Consider the following 20,712-nt stretch of genomic DNA (forward strand, 5'->3'; position numbering starts at 1 on the left):
ATGCGCACGTCCGATTGCAGCACCTTCAGCCCGGCGACGCTGTCGGCGGCCTCGATCGCCGTGTAGCCGAGATCCTCCAGCACCTCGGTGACCAGCATCCGCACGGACGGCTCGTCGTCCACGATCAGGACCGTCTCGCCCTGCACGGCGCGCGCCGCCTCGGTGAGCGTGCCCACGGGGTCGTCCGGGTCGCTCTCGCCGTCGTGGCGCGGCAGGTAGAGGCAGACGGTCGTGCCCTGGCCGACCTCCGAGTAGATCCGCACCTGCCCGCCCGACTGCCGGGCGAAGCCGTAGATCATCGAGAGGCCGAGGCCGGTGCCCTGACCGATCGGCTTGGTGGTGAAGAACGGCTCGAACACCCGGGCGACCACCTCGGGGGGCATGCCGGTGCCGGTGTCGGTCACGCAGAGCGAGAGGTACTGGCCCTCGGGGACCTCGTGCTTGATCGCGGCCGGGCGGTCGAGCCACGTGTTGGCCGTCTCGATCGTGATGCGGCCGCCGTCCGGCATGGCGTCGCGGGCGTTGATGCAGAGGTTGAGCAGCGCGTTCTCGAGCTGGCCCGGATCGATCAGAGCGGGCCACAGGCCGGCGGCGCCGACCACCTCCAGCGCGATCGCCGGACCGATGGTGCGCCGGATCAGCTCCTCCATGTCCACCACGAGGCGGTTGACGTTGGTGGGCTTGGGATCGAGCGTCTGGCGGCGCGAGAAAGCGAGCAGGCGGTGGGTGAGCGCGGCGGCGCGCTTGGCCGCGCCCTGGGCCACCGTCATGTAGCGGTCGAGGTCGCCGAGACGGCCCTGCGCCATCCGGGCCTGCATCAGCTCCAGGCTCCCGGAGATGCCGGCGAGCAGGTTGTTGAAGTCGTGGGCGAGCCCGCCGGTGAGCTGGCCCACCGCCTCCATCTTCTGCGCCTGGCGCAGGGCCTCCTCGGCCTGCATCAGCTCCGCCGTCCGGGCGGCGACGCGCTGCTCCAGGGTCTCGTTGAGGGCGCGCAGCTCCGCGGCCGCCCGGTCGCGCTCGGCCGCGATGGCGCGCCGTTCCTCGACGTCGATGAGGACGCCGGGGAAGCGCAGGGGCGTGCCGTCCGGACCGTGGTCGACCCGGCCGTTCGCCTCCAGCCAGTAGTACTTCCCGTCCGCGCGCCGCGTCCGGTACTGGTGGGCGTAGGCGCCGCCCCGGGCGATGGCCTCGGCGATGGCGCTGGCCAGCCCCCCCTGGTCGTCGGGATGCACGGTCGCGACGATCTGGGCCAGCGGGATGCCGTCCCGGCCGAGGGTCGGGTCGAGGTCGAAGGCGCGGGCGAAGGCCTCGTCCACGGAGAAGCGGTCGGTCGGCAGGTCCCAGTGCCAGGTGCCGATGATCGCGCCGGCCGCCAGGGCGAGCTGAACCCGCTCCACGTTGGCGCGCGCCAGCGCCTCGCTCACCCGCAGGCGCTCCTCCGCGGTCCGCCGCCCGGTGACGTCGTTGAAGATGATGGCGATCTGCCGCTCGGCCGGGTCGCCGACGGGGACGGCCCGGACGTCGAACCAGCGCGCGAACGCCTTCGCGTAGCTCTCGAAGGTGGCGGGCTCCCGGGTCTTGGCGACGCGCCCGTAGGTCTCGAACCAGAAGGGCTCCAGGTCGGGGGCGAACTCGGTGACCCACTTGCCCCGCAGGTTGACGCCGGCCTCGCGCTCGAAGGCGGGATTGGCCTCGAGGAAGCGGTAGTCGACCGGCCGGTCGTCGGCGTCGAACTTGACCTCGACGATGGCGAAGGCCGCCTCGATGGTCTCCAGGATCGTCCGGAAGCGCTCGTCGCTGCGCGCGAGGGCGTCGCGGGTCCGGCGCTGTTCGGTGACGTCGCGCGCCACCCCGGAGAACCGCACCGGCCGGCCCGAGGGGTCGCGCTCGATCTCGCCCTTGCGGGCGATCCAGCGCAGGGCGCCGGTATCCGGACGGCGGATGCGATACTCGACGTCCCGGGGCGGATCGCCCCGGCGCCGGGTCTCGGCCGTGGAGATCAGGTGCCGGTCCTCGGGGATGATCAGCCCTTCGAAGGCCGTCGAGGCATAGGCCTGCGCCTCCGGGAGCCCGTAGAGGCGGCAGAATTCCGGGGTCGGCGTGAGCACGTTGTCGGCGAGGTCGATGGTGAACAGCCCGACGCCGCCGGCCTCCTGGGCCTGGCGCAGGCGCCCCTCGGCATTCGCCAGGGCCTTGGCGGCCCCGTGCTCCCCGGCGCGGGTCCGCCGCATCCCCAGGAGGGTGCAGACCTGCCGACCGAGCGCCCGCAGGTCGTCCGCCTGCCCGGCCGTGAGCCCTTCGGGACGGGGCACGCGGTCGATCACGCAGAGGGAGCCGAGGACCGCGCCCTCCAGCGTCCGCAGCGGCACGCCGGCGTAGAAGCGCAGGCCCTGCGCCTGCGCGACCAGCGGGTTCGCCGCGGTCCGGGGGTCGGCGGCGAGGTCCGGGATGACGAGGAGGTCGGGCTCGGTCAGCACGAACCTGCAGACCGAGGCGCCGAGATCCGTCTCGCGTGGTGGGAACCCGATCCGCGCCTTGAACCATTGCCGGTCGGCCGCCACGAGGCTGATGAGGGCGATGGGCGCGGCGCACAGGCGCGTGGCCAGGCGCACGATGTCGTCGAAGGTGTCCTCGGACCCGCTGTCCAGGATGTCGTGCGCGGCGAGGGCGGCGAGCCGGCCCGGATCGGCGACGGCGTCAGGGGTCAGGATCGGGGTCATGACCCGCTAGACCGGACCGCGCGCGGTCACCGGTCCTTCCGCGGCCGCCCGCGTTCCGAGCCCCCGGCGATCCCACCCGCGGCCCGGGGTCGGGCCGACGGGGCCGCTGGCTCCCGTGCGGCACCCCGAGGCGACCCGGGTCGCCTCGGCGGGTTCCAGTTCCCGGGTGCGGGGGGCGCAGGGGACGGACGTCATGGGCATGGGATGCCCTCGCACGATCGGACGAGGCTATCAATACGCGTGAGCCGCGGCTGCGGGGAGCGCTCCCCCCTTGTTCCCACCATGACTCGGAGCCGGGCCCGAAGCGCCTTCCGGCCCTTCGCCCGCCGGAGGACGACGCGGCGGCGCCCGGTGTAACGCGCCCGCGTGGATCGGCGTTCGGACAGTCACCGCCACGACCGACCGTCGGGTGATCAAGCTGTCTGGTCCAGCCCCGACGACAACGTCATCGGACCCGGGGCACCGCAATGCGGCAAACCAATCCCCGCACGGAAGAAGACTTCTCGGCGGGCCGCCCCGAAGTCGCTGCGACGGCCGCATCAGGTTTGCGCGCCGAGAGCGCGGCGGATGGATATCCGATCCGGCACGATCGTCGATCCAGAACCAGATCATCGCGCATGGGGGGCCGCATTCATCCCGGCATCGGGCGGCAAGTTCGACGGAGGCACTGCTTCCCGGCAAAGCAAACCGCCCGGTCCGCGCTCGTCACGTATGTTGTGCCACCGTCGCGAAGGATTCCTCCGCGCCGCAGAGTGGATTTATATTACGTCGCAGCGCGCTGCGATGCCTCACAGCATCGTCACCGCCTTCCACCCTGTTCGTCCGTATCAGCGCCACCTTACTTAGTTCTTCGTTGCCAACATCATTCTCGCACTGCGGCTCTCTGCTGCCCCTGAGCTGAATGATGCACTGCAATAATCGAGGGAGCGGCTGCGGCACAACATGCAGCACGGGCCCTTGCCTCTTCCCAGATCCTATCAAACTGCGTAAGTAACAAGTCGGAAACAAATCAAAAGCGGCGACGGGGGAGGGATATGGTTTTCATCTTGATCGCGGCCATAGGACTGGTCACGGCCCGCTGGCTCAACTGGTACAGCGTCGTCGCGATCGCGATGATCCTGGCCGTGGCCGTGGGAATCGAGGGCGCCGTCCATGCCCGGCCCTTCGCGAAGGTCCTGAAGCGCTGCTTCGAGATGAACGCGACGTTCCAGGGCGCCTACCTCGCCCAGGCGCTCTGCCTCGCCTACGCCCCCAACCTGCTCGGGCGGTTCGGCAAGTAAGGCCCCGGCGCGAACCCCGGGACCTCCGCGGGAGCGAGGTTGCAATAGATTTCCAAACGGCTAAGCTCCTGCGTAAGTACTACGGAGGAGGGCGCCCATGAAATCAGTCCATCCGCAGGACCAGGATCGTCTGGAATCGCCGATCCCATCGACGGCGATCCACCCGCCGCAGGCCGACGAACTGCTCCAGGAGCAGATGCGACGCCAGCACAACGCGCGCGCCCGGCAGCGCGCCGCACGGCATACCCGCGCCGTCCGCCCACCGCTGTGAGGGCCGCGCCGTGCTCGACTCCCTGCTCCTCGTCTCTGCCCTGATCGCGATCGTCGGAACCGCGATCCGGCTCGGCCTCGCGGTGGCCGTGCCGGCCGTCCGGCCGCGCCGCGTCGAGTGGGACGATCCCGCCGAGAGGGAGCGCTGAGGCGGACCACGCCCCGGGCGTTCGGGCGCGGCGCCGGTGAGGCGGCGGGCGTCAGGCGGGCGGGCGCGCGTCCCGGACGATGCGCACGGGCCTGACTGCGCGCGCGGCGACCGCGCCCTCGACCCATCCGCGGGCGGCCTCGGCCGAGGGATGATCGGTGAAGGCGGCGGGTCGCGGCGGCCATTCCGAGCCGGCCTGGACGAGGTAGCCGCGCACGCCGCCCGCCCGCGGTCCGACGTAGCCGAAGACCTTGCCGGTCGCGTCGACGAGGTCGCTGCAGTGGACGGGACCGGCGGTCCAGCGGAGATCAGGCATCGTCACGCCCCGGATGCGTCACGGTGAACGCGGGTCCCGCGACATCACGGGCATGCCCCGTCCGCGCACGACACTCAATCCGCATCGGATCCCGAACGCTCACGCGGCCGCCTCCCCCGCCGCGGACCCGGTCCAGCCGGCACCCCGATCCTGCACGACGTGGCCCGGGGAAACCTCCCGGTAGAGCCGCTCCGGCGGGACGTAGTCCGGCGCCCGGATCGGGCTGCGGATCTCGTCGTCCGGCAGGGCGTGGCGCTCGCCCCGCCGGGCCGGATCCGGGACGGGCACGGCGGCCAGCAGCTTCCTCGTGTAGGGGTGCTGCGGATCGCCGAAGACCGCGGCCCGGGGGCCGATCTCCACGATCTCGCCGAGATACATCACGGCGACCCGGTGGCTCACCCGCTCGACCACCGCCATGTCGTGCGAGATGAACAGGTAGGCGAGGCCGAGTTCCGCCTGGAGGTCGAGCATCAGGTTCACGACCTGCGCCTTCACCGAGACGTCCAGCGCCGAGACCGCCTCGTCGGCGACGATCAGCCGGGGGTTCAGGGCGAGGGCCCGGGCGATGCAGATGCGCTGCCGCTGGCCGCCGGAGAACTCGTGCGGGAAGCGCCCGGCCGTCTCGGGGCCGAGGCCGACCCGGGCCAGCAGGTCCTCGGCGCGCCGCCTTGCCTCGCGGGGCGCCGCGAGGCGGTTGATCAGCAGCGGCTCCGCCACCGCGGCACCGACGCTCATGCGTGGGTCGAGGCTGGCGAACGGGTCCTGGAAGATCATCTGCATGCGCTGGCGGCGGGCGCGCAGGGCCTTCGGATCGAGGCCGATGATGTCCTCGCCGTCGAGCAGGACCGAGCCCGAGAGCGGCTCGACGAGGCGCAGGATCGCGCGGCCGGTGGTGGATTTGCCGCAGCCGGACTCGCCGACGAGCGCCAGGGTCTCGCCGGCCGCGAGGCTGAACGAGACCCCCTCCACCGCGTGGACGCGGCCGGTCACGCGGCCGAGGAGGCCGGAGCGGATGTCGAACCGGGTGGTCAGGTCGCGCACCTCCAGCACCGGGCGCTCGGCGGCCTGGACGGTGTCGGGGGTCTCGGGCGTCGGCGCCGCCAGGCCGGTCGTCCGGTCGACCACCGGGAAGCGCATCGGGCGGGCCCGGCCCGCCATCGTCCCGAGGCGCGGGACCGCGGCGAGGAGCGACCGCGTGTAGGGCTCGGTGGGGGCCTCGAAGATCCGCGCGGTCGGCCCGGCCTCCACGGCGCGGCCCCGGTACATCACCACGGTGCGGTCGGCGATCTCGGCGACCACGCCCATGTCGTGGGTGATGAACAGGACCGACATCCCCTCCTCGTCCTGCAGGCTCTTGATGAGGTCGAGGATCTGGGCCTGGATCGTGACGTCCAGCGCGGTGGTCGGCTCGTCGGCGATGAGGAGCTTCGGCCGGCAGGCGAGCGCCATGGCGATCATGACCCGCTGGCGCATGCCGCCGGAGAAGCGGTGCGGGTACTCGTGCAGGCGCGACCGGGCGGCCGGGATCCGGACCTTGTCGAGGAGCCGGAGCGCCTCCGCCTCGGCGGCGGACCGCGACAGGCCCCGGTGCCGGATCAGCGCCTCGGCGATCTGGAAGCCGATGGTCAGGACCGGGTTCAGGGAGGTCATCGGCTCCTGGAAGATCATGGCGATGGCATCGCCGCGCACCCGCCGCATCTCGGCCTCGGGGGCGGCGAGCAGTTCGCGGCCCGCGAAGCGCACGCGGCCGCCGATGCGGCTGGCGTCCCGCGGCAGAAGGCGCAGGATCGACAGGGCGCTGACGCTCTTGCCCGAGCCGGATTCGCCCACCAGCGCCACGGTCTCGCGCGGGCCCACGTCGAAGGAGACGCCGTGCACGACCTCGCGCCAGCGCCCGTCCGAGCGGAAGGACACGGTGAGGTCGGAGACCGAGAGGATCGGGTCCACCGGATCTGCCATCGCTAGAGAACCCGCCGCGGGTCGAGGGCGTCGCGCAGGCCGTCGCCGATGAAGTTGATCGACAGCACCGTGAGGAAGATCGCGCCCCCCGGGAACAGCGCCCAGTGCGGCGCGACGTCGAGATGGTCCTTGGCGTCGAACAGCAGCCGCCCCCAGGTCGGGATGTCGGGGGGGAAGCCGAGGCCGAGGAAGGACAGCGTCGATTCCGCGATGATCGCCGCCGAGACTTCGATGCTGGCCGCCACGATCACCGGCCCCAGCGCGTTCGGCAGGATGTGGCGCCGGACGAGATGCGCGGTGGTGGCCCCCTGCGAGCGGGCGGCCTCCACGAACTCCTTCTCGCGCAGAGACAGGAACTGCGCCCGCACCAGCCGGGCGACCGGCATCCAGCGCAGGCCCCCGATCACCGCGACGATCATCAGGAACACCCCGCCCTGGGTGCCGAACACGGCCTTCAGGCTGTCGCGGAACAGGTAGATCACGAGGAGCAGCAGCGGCAGCTGCGGCAGGGACAGGAACAGGTCGGTCAGCCACATCAGCACCGGGTCGAGGAGGCGACGCGACATGCCGGCCAGCGCCCCGACCAGCACTCCGATCAGGCTCGCCACCGCCATGGCGGCGAAGCCGACCGCCAGGGAGATCCGGCCGCCGTAGATCATCCGGGCGAGCAGGTCCTGGCCGAGATCGTCGGTCCCGAACGGGTGGTCCCAGGACGGGCCCTGGAGTTGGGCGGCGAAGTCGATGTCGTCGATGGCGACCGGCCAGAGCAGGCCGCCGAACACCACGCCGCCGACGAGCAGCGCCAGCACGCCGACGCTCGCCAGCGCCAGCCGGTGCCGCCGGAAGCGCCGCCACGTCTCCCGCCCGGGCGAGGCCGGCGGGCGGGCGAGGGCAGGCGCCTCATCGGAGGGCGATGCGAGGGTCGAGCCAGCCATAGAGCAGGTCCGCGACGAGGTTGAACAGGATGACGAGGCCGGCGAACACGAAGGTCACGGCCATCACCACCGGCGTGTCGTTGGCCAGCATGGCGTCGATCAGCAGCGAGCCGATGCCGGGGATCCGGAAGATCTGCTCGGTGACGATGGCGCCGCCGAACACCGCGGGGATCTGGAGGGCGACGAGCGTCACCACCGGGATCAGGGCGTTGCGGGCGATGTGCCGGCGGGTGACCGTGCCCTCGGTCAGGCCCTTGGCGCGGGCCGTGGTGACGTAGTCGAGGCGGGCGACGTCCAGCGCCGAGGCGCGGACGTAGCGGGTATAGGAGGCGGCCTGGAAGAAGCCCAGCACCGCCACCGGCATGATCGCCTGCCGGACATTCGCCCAGATCCAGGGCAGGCCGGTCCCCGGCAGGTCGGCCTGGTAGACGAAGGGCAGCCAGCCGAGCTTGATCGAGAACAGCAGGATGAACAGCAGGCCGGTGAAGAAGGTCGGCAGGGAGAAGCCCACGAAGGCCAGCGTGTTGGCGACCTGGTCGGCCAGCGAGTAGGGCCGGCGGGCGGCGGTGAGGCCCACCGGCACCGCGATCAGCAGCGCCAGCACCTGCGAGGAGCCGACCACGAACAGGGTCGTCGGCAGCCGCTGGAGGATCAGGGCATCGACGTTCACCCGGCTGGCGAAGGAGAAGCCCCAGTCCCCCTGCAGCATGGCGGTCAGCCAGTGCAGGTAGCGGGTGAAGATCGGATCATCGAGGCCGAACTTGACGCGGAGCGCCGCCCGCACCTCGGGCGGCACGTTCGGGTTGCTGGCGAGCTCGCCGAACGGGTCGCCCGGCGCCAGCGCCAGGACGGTGAACAGGATCAGGCTGATGCCCAGCAGGCTCGGGATCGCGATCAGGAGACGACGCAGGATGTAGGCGCCCATTGTTGTGCCTCGATTCTCGGCGCTCGCCTCCCGCTCAGGCCTCCCTGTACCATTCGGGCAGGAACGACAGGTCGTTGTCCCAGCCGCTGCGGGGCGCCGTGAGCGTGGCGCCCACCGCCGAGACCTCGGCGCGGTGGATCAGCGGCAGCACGTTCTCGGAGACCGCGAGGTCGTTGCATTTGATCAGGAGCGCGGCGCGCTTGACCGGGTCGAGCTCGCTCTGGGCGGCGTTGTAGGCCGCGTCGTAGGCGTCGCTGCGCCAGCGCACGACGTTGCGGCCCTGCCACTTGTTGGCCTTCTGGGCCACCTCCCAGGAGGCGTACATGAGCAGCCAGATCGCCGGATCGGCCTGCGTCATGCTGTAGGCGTACATCTCCATGTCGGCGTAGAAGTGCGTGCAGGTGTCGGGATTGGCCGGGTCGGAGGAGAAGAACACCGAGCCGGTCACCGATTTCAGCTCGATCTCGATGCCGGCCTTCGCGGCGGCCTGCTTGATGATCGCCTGAGTCTTCTGGCGCGGGGCGTTGATCGAGGTCTGGAACAGCAGCTTGAGCCTCTTGCCGTCCTTGGCGCGGATGCCGTCCGGGCCCTTCCTCCAGCCGGCCTCGTCCAGGAGCGCGTTGGCCTTGGCCGGGTCGAAGGCGAACTTCGTGTCCCTGGAGACGAAGCGCTCCGGGCCGTTCACCGTGTTGGCGGTGGGCTTGCCGGTGCGGCCGTAGATGTAGGTCTGGATCGACTTGCGGTCGACGAGCAGGTTGATCGCCTGGGCCACCTTCGGGTCGGAGAAGGCGGGGTGCTTGGTGGTGATCGAGGCGCGCTCGCCGTCGACCTCGACGTTCGGATCGGTGGCGTTGAGCAGCAGGAACTCGAGCTTGCCGCCGTAGACCACGTCGACCCGGCCCTTGCCGCCGGTCTCCAGGCGCTTCAGGACCTCGTCCTCGATCAGCATGTTCCAGGCGTAGTCGTACTCGCCGGTCTGGAGCACCGCGCGGGCGGCCGAGACCGCGTCGCCGCCGCCCTTCATCTCGATGGTGTCGAAGTAGGGCCGGTTCGGCAGGTGATAAGCGGGGTTGCGCTCCCCGCGGACGATGTCGCCGGGCCGGAACTCCACGAACCGGTACGGGCCGGTGCCCACGGGGGCGAGGTTCTGGGGCGCGTCCCGGGACTTGGCGCCGCTGTAGGGCCCGAACAGGTGCTTGGGCAGCACCATCCCGACGATGCCCACGAAGGCGTCGCACCAGTAGGGCGTCGGCTTGTCGAACAGGACCCGGACGCTGAGGTCGTCGATCTTCTCGACCTTGCAATCCTTGTAGGAGCCGGCCGACACCGCCGCGGTGGCGGGGTCGCGGGCGTACTCCCAGGTGAAGACGAGATCGTCGGCGGTGAGCGGCTTGCCGTCGTGCCACGTCACGCCGGGCTTCAAGGTCCAGACCACCGAGCGGCCGTCCGCGGCGAGCGCCCCGTTCTCCTTGGACGGGATCGTGGCGGCCAGCACCGGCGCGAGGTTGCCGTCCGGGTCCCAGGCGGCGAGCGGCTCGTAGAAGATCCGCGAGGCGTCCTGGTCCTTGGTGCCGATGGCGAAATGCGGGTTGATCAGCGTCGGTGCCTGCCACCAGAGCAGCTTGAGCGCGCCGCCGCCGCCGGCCTTGGCGGGCTTGTAGCCGGCCCGCATGTCGGCCGCCATCGCCACGCCGTTGCCGGCGAGCATCAGACCGGCCATCGGCGCGCTGAGGCCGACCGCCACCATGCGCTGCACGAAGGCGCGCCGCGACAGGCGGCCGTCCTTCACCCGCCCGATGAGGCCGCGCAGATCCCGTTCGTCCATTTGATTTCCTGGTTGCCGCCGTGACGGGCACAGCATCATTCTGGTGGCGGCCTTGGCAAGGGGCGGGCCAGTGACGCTTCGACCGAAACGTGTCGCCAAGCCCCCGATCCCCATGGTTTCCTGGCCCCGACCCTGCAACAGGACCGCCGACGCGCCCTTTCGGAGGCTCTTCCCATGGACAACCGCAACGCCGTGTGGCGCCACGTCGACGGGCAGGCGGAGCGGCTGATCGCCCTGTCCGAGCGGGTCTGGAGCCTGCCGGAGGTCTGCTACACCGAAGCCCGCTCCTGCGCCGAGCACGTCGCCGAGCTGCGCCACCAGGGTTTCCGGGTCACGGAAGCGGTCGCCGGAATCCCCACCGCCGTGATGGGCGAGGCCGGGGCGGGCGGGCCGGTCATCGCCTTCCTCGGCGAGTACGACGCGCTTCCCGGCCTGTCGCAGGAGGCGGGCGTCGCCGAGCACCGGCCGGTCGAGGCGGGGGGCCACGGCCACGGCTGCGGCCACAACCTCCTCGGGGCGGCGGCTTTGCTCGCCGCCACCGCCGTGAAGGACTGGCTCGCCGAGACCGGCACGCCCGGCCGCGTGCGCTACTACGGCTGTCCGGCGGAGGAGGGCGGCGCCGCCAAGGCCTTCATGGTCCGCGCCGGCGCCTTCGCGGAGGCCGACATCGCGATCTCCTGGCATCCGGGCAGCTTCTGGGAGGTGGCGCCGCCGGTGGCGCTCGCCAACACCCGGGCGGACTTCGTCTTCACCGGGCGCACCGCCCACGCGGCGGCCGCGCCCCATCTCGGGCGCTCGGCCCTCGACGCCGTCGAGCTGATGAGCGCCGGCGTGAACTACATGCGCGAGCACATGCCGTCCGACGCGCGGGTCCACTACGCCTATCTCGACGCCGGCGGCATCGCCCCGAACGTCGTCCAGGCCGGCGCGACGGTGCGCTACTCGATCCGGGCTCGCGACCTGCCGGGCATGCTGGCGCTGGTCGAGCGGGTGAAGAAGATCGCGCAAGGCGCCGCCCTGATGACCGAGACCGCGGTGGAGGTCCGGATCGTCAGCGCGGTGTCGAACCTCGTGGGCAACGATCCCCTGGAGCGGGCGCTCCACGGGGTGATGGAGGAGCTCGGGCCGCCCCATTTCGATGCCGCCGACCGGGCCTTCGCCGACGAGATCCGGGCGACCCTGACCGACGGCGACATCGATGCCGTGTTTCGCGCCATCGGGATGCCGCGGACAGAGGCACCGCTCGCGGATTTCCTCGTGCCCCTCGACGCGCCGCGCAATCCGGCGGTGGGCTCCACCGATGTCGGCGACGTGAGCTGGGTGGTGCCGACCGTCCAGGCCCACGCACCCACGGTGGCGATCGGCACGCCGTTCCACACCTGGCAGGTGGTGGCGCAGGGGCGGACCCCGGCGGCCCACAAGGCGATGGTGCAGGTCGCCAAGGCGATGGCCGCCACCGGCACCCGTGCGCTGACCGACGCGGCCCTGCGCGACGCCGCCAGGGCGGACCTCGCCCGCCGGGTCGGTGCCGCCGGCTACGTCTCGCCGCTGCCGCCGGAGGTGGAGCCGCCCCTACGCATGTCGCTGACCTGAACCGCCCCGGGCGACGGCTCGACGCGGGCCCGGGCCGCCCCTATACGCCGCCGGCGGAAGAGGCCGTCACCGGCGTGCCCCGGTCCGCGGAGGGATCCGGCATGGCGGAGAGCGTGGCGGAGAGCGTGGCAATCGTCGGCCTGGGCTATGTCGGGCTCCCCCTCGCCCTGGCCTTCGGCCGGACCCGGCCGACGATCGGCTTCGAGCGCTCCGCCGCCAAGGTCGCGGCCTACCGCGACGGCGTCGACCCGGCCGGCGAGATCAGCGCGGAGGCGTTCCGGGCCGCCGGCCACCTGACGGTCACCGACGATCCGGCCCGGCTGGGGGAGGCGGACGTCATCATCGTCACGGTCCCGACCCCGGTCGACGCGGCGCAGTGCCCGGATTTCGACCTGCTGGTCACGGCCTCGGCGCTGGTCGGGCGGCACATGCGTCCCGGCACGACCGTGGTGTTCGAGTCCACCGTCTATCCCGGCGCCACCGAGGAGATCTGCGTCCCCGAACTGGAGCGGCATTCGGGCCTGCGCTGGAAGAGGGACTTCTCCGTCGGCTACTCCCCCGAACGGATCAATCCGGGCGACGTGGAGCACAGCCTCGGCAAGGTGGTGAAGGTCATCTCCGGCGACACCCCCGAGACCCTGGCGCGGCTCAAGGACCTCTACGGGACGATCGTCGATGCGGGCCTCCACGCCGCCGCCTCGATCCGGGTCGCGGAGGCCGCCAAGGTCATCGAGAACACCCAGCGCGACCTGAACATCGCGCTCATGAACGAGCTGTCGCTGATCTTCGACAAGCTCGACCTCGATACCCTGGAGGTGCTCGAGGCGGCCGGGACCAAGTGGAACTTCCTGCCGTTCCGGCCCGGGCTCGTCGGCGGCCACTGCATCGGGGTCGATCCCTACTACCTGACCCACAAGGCCGCGATGATCGGCTACCACCCGCAGGTGATCCTGGCGGGGCGGCGGATCAACGACAGCATGGCCGCCCACGTCGCCCGCGGGACGGTGAAGCGGATCGTCCGCCGCGGCGGCGCCGGAAACGCGCGGGTCGTCGTGCTGGGCCTGACCTTCAAGGAGAACTGCGCGGACCTGCGCAACTCGAAGGTCGCCGACCTCGTCCGGGAACTGGCCGCGTTCGGCTGCGCCGTCTCGGTCCACGATCCCCGGGCCAGCGCTGCGGAGGCGGAGGCCGAGCACGGCCTCGCCCTGGTCGACTGGGACGACCTGCCGGGGGACGCGGACGCCGTCGTGATCGCGGTGCCGCACCGGGACTATGCCCTGATGGCGCCGGACGAGATCACCGCGCGGCTGAAGCCCGGGGGGCTGGTCGTCGACGTGAAGTCGCTCCACGACCGGGCAACCTTCACGCGGCTGGGCTACGAGGTCTGGCGGCTGTAAGGCCGGCCGGAACAAGGATGGAGGCACGCCATGCACGAGACGACCGACGGGTCCGAGCCCGCCGCGGAGATCGCCGCCCGGCACGCCCGCTACCCCGATGCGCGGATCCGCGCGATCCTCAACGCCGCGCGCACGATCGCCCTGGTGGGCGCCTCGGCGAACCCGGCCCGCCCGAGCTGGATCGTGCTGAAGTATCTCCTCGACCGGGGCTACGCGGTGACGCCGGTCAATCCGGGCCTCGCCGGCCAGGACCTGCTCGGGCGCCGGGTCGCCGCCTCCCTCGCGGAGGTGCAGGCGTCCCTCGCCGGGCAGCCGATCGACATGGTCGAGATCTTCCGCAACTCCGCCGCGGCGGGCCCGCTGGTGGACGAGGCGCTGGCCCTCGACCCGTTGCCGACGGTGATCTGGATGCAGCTCGGCGTGCGCGACGACGCGGCGGCCGGACGGGCCGAGGCGCGCGGGCTCACGGTGATCATGAACCGCTGTCCCAAGATCGAGTACGGGCGCCTGTCGGGCGAGATCGGCTGGACCGGGGTCAACTCCCGCATCCTCAGCGCGAGGAAGCCCGTGCTCGCCGGCCGGGGCGTCCAGAGGCTCACCATCGCCGAGCGCGGCCGGCGGAGCGACTGACCTGCGGTATCCTGATACCGCAGATTGGAAGTCATTCTCAGCGCTCGGCTTTTTGCGTTTTCGATTTTCTCTGTTGACCCGCCCTCCCGGTCCGGCTATCCACCCGGCACCGCCGCCGCGTGCATTCCACGCGGCGGCTCGTTTTTCGGCACCCCGATGCCTGAATGCCCCGACCCGTCGGGGCCGGATCCGTCGGAACCCCTGGGATTTGGCTATGAAGACCACCTCGCTGAAGCCCGCCGAGGTCGACAAGAAGTGGATCGTGATCGACGCGGAGGGCCTCGTGGTGGGCCGTCTCGCCTCGATCGTGGCGATGCGCCTGCGCGGCAAGCACAAGGCCGCCTACACGCCCCACGTCGATTGCGGCGACAACGTCATCGTCATCAACGCCGAGAAGGTGAAGTTCACCGGGCGTAAGTACAGCCAGAAGAGCTACTTCTACCACACCGGCTATCCGGGCGGCATCAAGGAGCGGACGGCCAAATTCATCCTCGAAGGCCGGTTCCCCGAGCGCGTGGTCGAGAAGGCCGTCGAGCGCATGCTGCCCCGCGGCCCGCTCTTCCGTCAGATCCTCGGCAACCTCCGCGTCTACAAGGGCACCGAGCACCCGCACGAGGCCCAGCAGCCGCAGGCGCTCGACGTCGGCGCCCTCAACCGCAAGAACGTGAGCGCTTGATCATGGCGACCCTGCAGTCCCTCGCCGACCTCAACCGGTCGAACACCGGCGCGGTCGATCCGGCCAACGAGGCCCCCGTGCACGTCCAGAAGCTGGACGCTCAAGGGCGCGCCTACGCCACCGGCAAGCGCAAGGACGCGGTCGCCCGCGTCTGGATCAAGCCCGGCAACGGCACGGTCACGATCAACAAGCGCCCCGTGGAGGTCTACTTCGCCCGGCCGGTGCTGCGCATGATCCTGCGCCAGCCGCTGGAGATCGCCGGCCGCATCGACCAGTACGACATCAACGTCACGGTGGCGGGCGGCGGCCTCTCCGGCCAGGCCGGCGCCGTGCGGCATGGGCTCTCGAAGGCGCTGACTTACTACGAGCCGGAGCTGCGCGCGCCCCTGAAGCGCGAAGGCTTCCTGACCCGCGACGCCCGCGTGGTCGAGCGCAAGAAGTACGGCCGCAAGAAGGCCCGCCGCAGCTTCCAGTTCTCCAAGCGTTAAGACACCCGGTCACACCGGTGTCACGGAGAGGGCGGCTCCTGCGGGGCCGCCCTTTCGCGTTTCCGGCTGCCGCGCGGCCGTTGACAGCATGGTGCACCGCGCTCACGTGATCGGCGCGCGCGGTGCCGGACTCGGGCGACAGGTCGAATCGGAAGGACGGGCGGATCATGGCTGGCGAAGGCGCGACAAAGCCCACCGTGTTCATCGACGGCGAGGCCGGCACCACCGGCCTCGGCATCCGCGAGCGCCTGGAGCGCGACGGCCGGGTCGCCCTGCGCAGCATCGCACCCGCGCACAGGAAGGATCCGGAGGCCAAGCGCGCGCTGCTCGCCGCGGTCGACCTCGTCGTACTCTGCCTGCCGGACGAAGCCGCCCGGGAGACGGTGGCGCTCGCCGACGGACTGCCCGGCGGCGGCCCGCGCGTCCTCGACGCCAGCACCGCCCACCGGATCGCGGAGGGCTGGACCTACGGCTTCCCGGAGATGACCCGGGAACAGGGGCCCGCGGTCGCCCGCGCCCGGCGCGTGGCCAATCCCGGCTGCTACCCGACCGGTGGCATCGCGCTCCTGCGCCCGCTCGTGGCGGGCGGCCTGATCCCGGCCGATCACCCGATCAGCGTCAACGCGGTCAGCGGCTACAGCGGCGGCGGCAAGAGCATGATCGAGGCCTACGAGCAGGGCACGGCGCCGCCGTTCCAGCTCTACGGCCTCGGCTTCGCCCACAAGCATGTGCCCGAGCTGCAGCGCTACAGCGGGCTGACGCGGCGGCCGATCTTCGTGCCGTCCGTGGGGAATTTCCGGCAGGGCATGCTGGTGAGCGTGCCGCTCCACCTCGACACCCTGCCGGGCAAGCCCGCGGCGGGCGACCTGGAGGCGGCGCTGCGCGACTGGTACGCCGGGGAGCCGCTGGTGCAGGTGGTGCCGGGCGCCACCGGCGCGCACCGGGAGAAGATCGAACCGGAGGACCTCAACGACACCGACCGGCTGGAGCTGCGGGTGTTCGGCTCGTCCGACCACGGGCAGGCGGTGCTGGTGGCGCGCCTCGACAACCTCGGCAAGGGCGCCTCGGGTGCGGCGGTGCAGAACCTCGGCCTGATGCTCGGGCTCGACGCCTGAGCGGCGCGCTCGACGCCCGGAATCGCCCCAGCGGCCAAGGTGAGGAGGAAGCGATGCCCGCAGGCGCGACCGATGGGACGAACGGCGACCTGGTCGACGTGGCGTTCGGCCGGCCCTGGCACGCCGCGGAGACGGCGCGGGAGGGCGACGCGCCGGCCGTCCCCGTCGGCGTCCAGGTCGATCTCGGCCTCCGGTTTCCGATCCGGGCCGTCAGCGTCGAGACCGGGACCGGCGCCCGACCGCGCCTGACCGTGTCCGATGACGGGCAGGACTGGCGCGCGCTCGCCCTCGACGCGAACCCCGATGGTGCGGGCGTCGTCTCCCTGACGGTGGCGCCCGGGGAGGGAGCCTGGGCGCGCCACGTCCGCGTGGCGCTGGCCGCGCCGGCCGGCAGCCCGCCGACCGTGCGGGTCCAGTGCGCGCAGTCCGACTTCGACCTCATCGCCCTGCGGCACATGCTGAGCGTCGCCTTCGACATCGTCGACGAGCGGCCCGGGGCAAACCCCTACGTCGCCTATCGCCTGGTCAGTGCCGACCGACCACGGTCGCGCACCCTCGTGGGCCTCGCGCTCTACGAATGCGGCGCGTTCGGCAATTGTCTGATCCAGCTGCTCCTCGCCATCGGCATCGCCCGCAACCTGAACCTGAAATACATCAAGCTGCCGGCGGCCGACCGCAGCGAGGTGATCGGATTGACCGGCCCGCTGACCTGCGGGGGGATCACCTTCATCCCCGGCTCCGCGCCCCTGCCGGAGGACGGCAGCTTCCTGTCGGGAATGTATTTCGACCTCGGGATCCAGCAGCTCGCCGGCGCGCTCGGCCGCGACGAAACCCGGGACATCGTGAAGACCTGCATCCGGCCGCTGTTCAGCCGGTTGCCGCAGCACATCCCGGGGAAGCCCGACGACGAGTTGCTGATCCACATCCGCTCGGGCGACATCTTCAGCACCTGGGTGGCACCGACCTACCCGCAGCCTCCGCTCGCCTTCTACCAGATGGTCATCCGGCGGCTCCTGTCGGAGGGCCGCATCACCCGGATCAAGCTCGTCTTCGAGAACCGGCTCAACCCGGTGATCCCGGCGCTCGAGGCCTGGATCGCGGAGCGCGGTATCCCGCTGTCGACCCAGAGCGGGACCCTGATCGACGACGTGGTGGCGCTGATGAACGGGCGCTACCTCGTGTTCGGGCTCGGCACCTTCGGGCCGGGGGTGTGCCAGCTCTCGGATCGGGTCGAGCAGGTCTTCTACTTCGCCTCCGGCTGGCCGCAGCACTTTAAGAGCATCCCCACCATCGACCGGGTCGTCGAGGTTCTGGACGTGGCCGGCGCCTACACGAAGGTCGGCGAGTGGGACAACTCGCCCGAGCGGCGTGCCCTGATGCTCGACTACCCCGCCGAGAGCCTCGCCTTCGACGACGCCTGATCCCGGCCGGGCCGCGTCGCCTTGCCGACGGTGGAAAAACCGGTGACAAGCGCCCAGCCATTCCACCGGAGGACAGATTTGGCCAGCGCTGACCAGCCATCGGAGGCCCTGCGCGTCAACGCCTTCGCGATGCACCGGGCCGAGGTGCTGATGATGCAGCGGCGCCGGCTCCGGCCGCGCCACACCAGCCTGGTCAGTTTCGCCGCCAAGTACCATTACGTCGAGAGCCAGCGCCGGCTGGTCGCCGCGGCCGCCGCCACGGGCGATTTCGACACGATCGAGAGCTGGTCCCCCGACCGGCTGCGCGAGACGCCGTTCTACCGGGAACACCGGGAGATCCTCGACCGATCCCGGGGCGCGGGGAACTGGGCGTGGAAGCCCTACATCATCGCCGAGGCGCTGGAGAAGCGCCGCGACGGCGACTTCATCGTCTTCAGCGACACGGGGATGCAGGCGGTCGGCGACGATCCGCTGCCGCCGGTGGCGCCGCTCCTGACCTGGCTCGCCGGTTCGGGCAGCCGGGTGGCGGTGGGGGTGCTGCACGGACGGCCGCAGCGGCTCTGGACCAAGCGCGACTGCTTCGTGCTCATGGGCTGCGATTCGGAGCGGTACTGGAACGCGGACCAGATCCAGGCCTCGTGGATCGCCTTCATGGTGAGCCCGGCCACGCGCCACCTGGTCGCCGAATGGCTGCGCTACGCGGGCGATCCGCGGGTCGTCACCGACCTCCCCAACCAGCTGGGGCTCCCGGATTTCGACGGCTTCATCGACCACCGCTTCGACCAGAGCATCCTGTCGAACCTGATCTACAAGCTCGACCTCGAGATCCCGCCCCTGCGGCAGCCGTCCAAGCAGATCCAGACCCTGATCGAGGAACTGGAGACCGATACCCTGGTGACGACCCGTCCCTCCGAGAACATCGCCCTCGGCAGGACCTGGACGGCGAGTTCCGCCTCCCCCTGGTCGGGGACGACCGGCACCTACGGCGAGCGCACCACCGGCGACCCGTCCTTCTTCTTCCACACGGCCCTCGAGCGGAACCCGTGGTTCGTCCTCGATCTCGGGGCGGTCGAGCGGGTCTCCGAGATCCGGATCTACAACCGCTGGGGGCAGCTCAGCGAACGGGCGCAGCTGATGCGGGTCTGGCTGGGCGAGACCGAGGACGAGTACCGCCTCGTCTTCGACGCCGTCGATGCCCATTGCCATCCCGGCTTGCCCCTGCACCTGCGCTTCGACAACGCGCGGTTCCGCTACCTGAAGGTCGATCTCGACGAGGAGCAGCATCTGCACCTCGACGGCGTCGAGATCTTCGCGGCGCGCTGAGACGGCAGGGCGAGCGGAACCGCATGAGCGCGCCGGCACACGACACGCCGCTGTTCCCCCTCGGACCGATCCTGTTCTTCGGCGATTCGGTGACGGCGGCGCTGACGGCCGAGACGCCGGCGCTGTTCTCGGGCCCCCAGACGGTGGCGCGGGGGATACCCGGGCAGTCGACCCGGGACATGGCGCGGCGGCTGCGCTCCGACATCGCGCTCTACGGCGCCCGGGGCCTCCACGTGATCGGCGGTCGCGACGACATCCTCGGCCGCGATCGCGCGCCGTCATTCGACCGCATCGCGACCGATATCGCGGCGATGCTGCAGGATGCACGCGACCTCCACGTACGGACCTGGATCGGCTCGATCCCGCCGGTGGATCCGGGCGCGCCGGGCGCGGCCGGGGTGCCGGTCGCGCTCATCGGGCAGGTCAACGCGTGGCTGCGCGACCACGTGGAGGCGTACGGGGCGGCGTTCATCGACTACGACGCCGTGCTGGCCACCGAGACGGGCGCGTTGAGGCCGGCGCTCAGCGACGATGGCGTCCGGCTCAACGCCGCCGGCCACGCGGCGCTCCGCGGCGCGATGCTGGCGGCCCTGACCGCGCCGGGCGTGGAGCAGATCTGGGCCCCGCCGGAGAGCGAGGACGCCGCGCGCCGCCGCAAGTTCCTCCATCATTTCGGCTATCTCGATTCGAACACGCGCTTCCCGAGCCCCTTCATCCAGTTCGCCGGCAAGCCGGGGGCGAGCCATTACGGCGTCCCCTTCGACGCCGACGGCTTCCTGAACGCGGCCCCGATCGTCGCGCGCAAGCCGGCCGACGAGACCCGGATCCTCGTGGTCGGCGATTCCACCACCATCGACGGCGGCGACATCGCCAACACCCTCCCGGGCCGGATCGAGCGGATCCTGCGGGCGGACGGGCTCGCCAGCGCGAAGGTCTACAATTTCGGGGTGATGTCGAGCTGCCTCACGCAGATGACGCACCTGATCTGGTCGCGGCTGGTGACCTACAGCCCCGACGCCATCGTGGTGCTCAGCGGCAGCACTGACCTGTTCCAGCCCTGGACCTACGACCCGCGCCCCGGCCACCCCTACAACGCCTTCATCACCGAGCGCCTCTACGACCACTTCTTCGACACGCACGACCCCCGGGCCCGCGAGGACGGCCTGTCCTACGAGGGTCTGGTCTCGCTGATCTACGAGGAGCTGAAGCGGCTGCGCGCGGAGGTCGGCTGGCAGAGCCCCGGCTGGGAGGACGCCATCGTCCACCACTACCAGTTGGCCGCGCACCGCCTCGCCAAACTGTCGCACGACCACGCCGTGCCGATCGTGAGCGTCCTGCAGCCGACGGTCCTGCGCAAGCGCCACCTCACCGCGGTGGAGCGCGGCGTCGCCTCCGGGGCGTTCCTCGCGTATCTCGACCGCCAGTACGGCAAGCTGGAGGCCTTCACCGCCGCCCTCGCGGCGCGCCGCCCCTACCGGCGTACTTTCACGGCCCTCGACCTCAGCGGGATCTTCCGCGCGCGGGAGGAGGGGACCTTCTACGACATCGTCCACTACGACGATCCCGCCCGCGAGATCGTCGCGGCGCGGCTGGCGGGCGAGGTTCGCGGCGCCCTGGAGCGGGCCCGGGCCCGCACGCTGTTCGCCCGCGCCAAGCAGCTCCTCGGCGGCGGGTAGCGCCGGGGTCGCCCC

At 71.3% G+C, this 20,712-nt stretch carries 18 protein-coding genes; 12 read left to right on the forward strand and 6 right to left on the reverse strand.

Translation table 11 applies throughout. The annotated features are described in order from the left end of the window. On the reverse strand, positions 1-2,720 hold a 2,720-nt coding region (locus MKK82_RS11120), incomplete at its 3' end, for a PAS domain-containing protein (protein WP_243985673.1). Between the two features lie 1,034 nt (positions 2,721-3,754). Here MKK82_RS11120 and MKK82_RS11125 point away from each other — a divergent pair. From MKK82_RS11125 to MKK82_RS11135, 3 genes are all read left to right on the forward strand, one after another. Further along, positions 3,755-4,000 (forward strand): hypothetical protein, encoded by a 246-nt coding sequence (locus MKK82_RS11125; protein ID WP_238290201.1) that lies wholly within the window; start codon positions 3,755-3,757, stop codon positions 3,998-4,000. Between the two features lie 97 nt (positions 4,001-4,097). Next, positions 4,098-4,271 (forward strand): hypothetical protein, encoded by a 174-nt coding sequence (locus MKK82_RS11130; RefSeq protein WP_243985674.1) that lies wholly within the window; start codon positions 4,098-4,100, stop codon positions 4,269-4,271. A gap of 10 nt (positions 4,272-4,281) precedes the next feature. Continuing rightward, complete coding sequence (locus tag MKK82_RS11135) at positions 4,282-4,419, forward strand: hypothetical protein (protein WP_243985675.1); 138 nt, start codon at positions 4,282-4,284, stop codon at positions 4,417-4,419. A 51-nt stretch (positions 4,420-4,470) separates the two neighbouring features. On the opposite strand, the gene MKK82_RS11140 is transcribed toward MKK82_RS11135, so the two are convergent. The 5 genes from MKK82_RS11140 to MKK82_RS11160 form a co-directional block, all read right to left on the reverse strand. Beyond that, the gene (locus MKK82_RS11140; protein ID WP_238290196.1) at positions 4,471-4,734 is read right to left on the reverse strand and encodes a hypothetical protein; all 264 of its coding nucleotides are present in this window, start codon (positions 4,732-4,734) and stop codon (positions 4,471-4,473) included. A 99-nt stretch (positions 4,735-4,833) separates the two neighbouring features. After that, positions 4,834-6,693, reverse strand: coding sequence for an ABC transporter ATP-binding protein (locus MKK82_RS11145; protein ID WP_243985676.1), 1,860 nt, complete (start codon positions 6,691-6,693; stop codon positions 4,834-4,836). Between the two features lie 2 nt (positions 6,694-6,695). Next, positions 6,696-7,628, reverse strand: a complete 933-nt coding sequence (locus MKK82_RS11150; protein WP_243985677.1) for an ABC transporter permease — start codon at positions 7,626-7,628, stop codon at positions 6,696-6,698. Further along, a complete protein-coding gene (locus tag MKK82_RS11155; RefSeq protein ID WP_243985678.1) occupies positions 7,594-8,553 on the reverse strand; it encodes an ABC transporter permease in 960 nt (319 codons plus the stop codon). Before MKK82_RS11155 ends, MKK82_RS11150 begins: the two co-directional genes overlap by 35 nt. Before the next feature lie 34 nt (positions 8,554-8,587). Beyond that, complete coding sequence (locus tag MKK82_RS11160; protein ID WP_243985679.1) at positions 8,588-10,378, reverse strand: peptide ABC transporter substrate-binding protein; 1,791 nt, start codon at positions 10,376-10,378, stop codon at positions 8,588-8,590. Between the two features lie 174 nt (positions 10,379-10,552). Here MKK82_RS11160 and MKK82_RS11165 point away from each other — a divergent pair, with 174 nt between their 5' ends. The 9 genes from MKK82_RS11165 to MKK82_RS11205 all read left to right on the forward strand — a co-directional run bounded on the left by MKK82_RS11165 (position 10,553) and on the right by MKK82_RS11205 (position 20,697). Then, positions 10,553-11,971: an amidohydrolase gene (locus MKK82_RS11165; protein WP_243985680.1), complete on the forward strand. Its 1,419-nt coding sequence runs from the start codon at positions 10,553-10,555 to the stop codon at positions 11,969-11,971. 101 nt (positions 11,972-12,072) lie between these two features. After that, positions 12,073-13,368: a nucleotide sugar dehydrogenase gene (locus MKK82_RS11170; protein WP_243985688.1), complete on the forward strand. Its 1,296-nt coding sequence runs from the start codon at positions 12,073-12,075 to the stop codon at positions 13,366-13,368. Between the two features lie 30 nt (positions 13,369-13,398). Beyond that, positions 13,399-13,998 (forward strand): CoA-binding protein, encoded by a 600-nt coding sequence (locus tag MKK82_RS11175; RefSeq protein WP_243985690.1) that lies wholly within the window; start codon positions 13,399-13,401, stop codon positions 13,996-13,998. Positions 13,999-14,212: 214 nt separating this feature from the next. After that, positions 14,213-14,674, forward strand: coding sequence for a 50S ribosomal protein L13 (gene rplM / locus MKK82_RS11180; RefSeq protein WP_243985702.1), 462 nt, complete (start codon positions 14,213-14,215; stop codon positions 14,672-14,674). 2 nt (positions 14,675-14,676) lie between these two features. Then, positions 14,677-15,162 carry a 30S ribosomal protein S9 gene (rpsI, locus tag MKK82_RS11185; RefSeq protein WP_238290187.1) on the forward strand — a complete coding sequence of 162 codons (486 nt, stop codon included), beginning with the start codon at positions 14,677-14,679 and terminating at the stop codon, positions 15,160-15,162. A gap of 167 nt (positions 15,163-15,329) precedes the next feature. Next, complete coding sequence (gene argC, locus MKK82_RS11190; RefSeq protein ID WP_243985704.1) at positions 15,330-16,277, forward strand: N-acetyl-gamma-glutamyl-phosphate reductase; 948 nt, start codon at positions 15,330-15,332, stop codon at positions 16,275-16,277. 53 nt (positions 16,278-16,330) lie between these two features. After that, on the forward strand, positions 16,331-17,698 hold the full coding sequence (locus tag MKK82_RS11195; RefSeq protein ID WP_243985706.1) for a coagulation factor 5 8 type domain-containing protein: 1,368 nt from the start codon (positions 16,331-16,333) through the stop codon (positions 17,696-17,698). A gap of 78 nt (positions 17,699-17,776) precedes the next feature. Continuing rightward, positions 17,777-19,021, forward strand: coding sequence for a hypothetical protein (locus MKK82_RS11200; protein WP_243985708.1), 1,245 nt, complete (start codon positions 17,777-17,779; stop codon positions 19,019-19,021). Positions 19,022-19,044: 23 nt separating this feature from the next. Continuing rightward, positions 19,045-20,697: a GDSL-type esterase/lipase family protein gene (locus MKK82_RS11205; RefSeq protein WP_243985710.1), complete on the forward strand. Its 1,653-nt coding sequence runs from the start codon at positions 19,045-19,047 to the stop codon at positions 20,695-20,697. The last annotated feature ends 15 nt before the right edge of the window (positions 20,698-20,712 follow it).

Source organism: Methylobacterium sp. E-046, assembly GCF_022829625.1.
Taxonomy (GTDB): domain Bacteria; phylum Pseudomonadota; class Alphaproteobacteria; order Rhizobiales; family Beijerinckiaceae; genus Methylobacterium; species Methylobacterium longum.

What these genes read in the sequence shown, in the direction of transcription:
- MKK82_RS11150 (WP_243985677.1), bottom strand. Translation starts at nt 7,628, where the DNA reads ATGGCTGGCTCGACCCTCGCATCGCCCTCCGATGAGGCGCCTGCCCTC.
- MKK82_RS11140 (WP_238290196.1), bottom strand. Translation starts at nt 4,734, where the DNA reads ATGCCTGATCTCCGCTGGACCGCCGGTCCCGTCCACTGCAGCGACCTC.
- MKK82_RS11205 (WP_243985710.1), top strand. Translation starts at nt 19,045, where the DNA reads ATGAGCGCGCCGGCACACGACACGCCGCTGTTCCCCCTCGGACCGATC.
- rpsI (WP_238290187.1), top strand. Translation starts at nt 14,677, where the DNA reads ATGGCGACCCTGCAGTCCCTCGCCGACCTCAACCGGTCGAACACCGGC.
- MKK82_RS11130 (WP_243985674.1), top strand. Translation starts at nt 4,098, where the DNA reads ATGAAATCAGTCCATCCGCAGGACCAGGATCGTCTGGAATCGCCGATC.
- MKK82_RS11170 (WP_243985688.1), top strand. Translation starts at nt 12,073, where the DNA reads ATGGCGGAGAGCGTGGCGGAGAGCGTGGCAATCGTCGGCCTGGGCTAT.
- MKK82_RS11175 (WP_243985690.1), top strand. Translation starts at nt 13,399, where the DNA reads ATGCACGAGACGACCGACGGGTCCGAGCCCGCCGCGGAGATCGCCGCC.
- MKK82_RS11125 (WP_238290201.1), top strand. Translation starts at nt 3,755, where the DNA reads ATGGTTTTCATCTTGATCGCGGCCATAGGACTGGTCACGGCCCGCTGG.
- rplM (WP_243985702.1), top strand. Translation starts at nt 14,213, where the DNA reads ATGAAGACCACCTCGCTGAAGCCCGCCGAGGTCGACAAGAAGTGGATC.
- MKK82_RS11195 (WP_243985706.1), top strand. Translation starts at nt 16,331, where the DNA reads ATGCCCGCAGGCGCGACCGATGGGACGAACGGCGACCTGGTCGACGTG.
- MKK82_RS11165 (WP_243985680.1), top strand. Translation starts at nt 10,553, where the DNA reads ATGGACAACCGCAACGCCGTGTGGCGCCACGTCGACGGGCAGGCGGAG.
- argC (WP_243985704.1), top strand. Translation starts at nt 15,330, where the DNA reads ATGGCTGGCGAAGGCGCGACAAAGCCCACCGTGTTCATCGACGGCGAG.
- MKK82_RS11155 (WP_243985678.1), bottom strand. Translation starts at nt 8,553, where the DNA reads ATGGGCGCCTACATCCTGCGTCGTCTCCTGATCGCGATCCCGAGCCTG.
- MKK82_RS11145 (WP_243985676.1), bottom strand. Translation starts at nt 6,693, where the DNA reads ATGGCAGATCCGGTGGACCCGATCCTCTCGGTCTCCGACCTCACCGTG.
- MKK82_RS11160 (WP_243985679.1), bottom strand. Translation starts at nt 10,378, where the DNA reads ATGGACGAACGGGATCTGCGCGGCCTCATCGGGCGGGTGAAGGACGGC.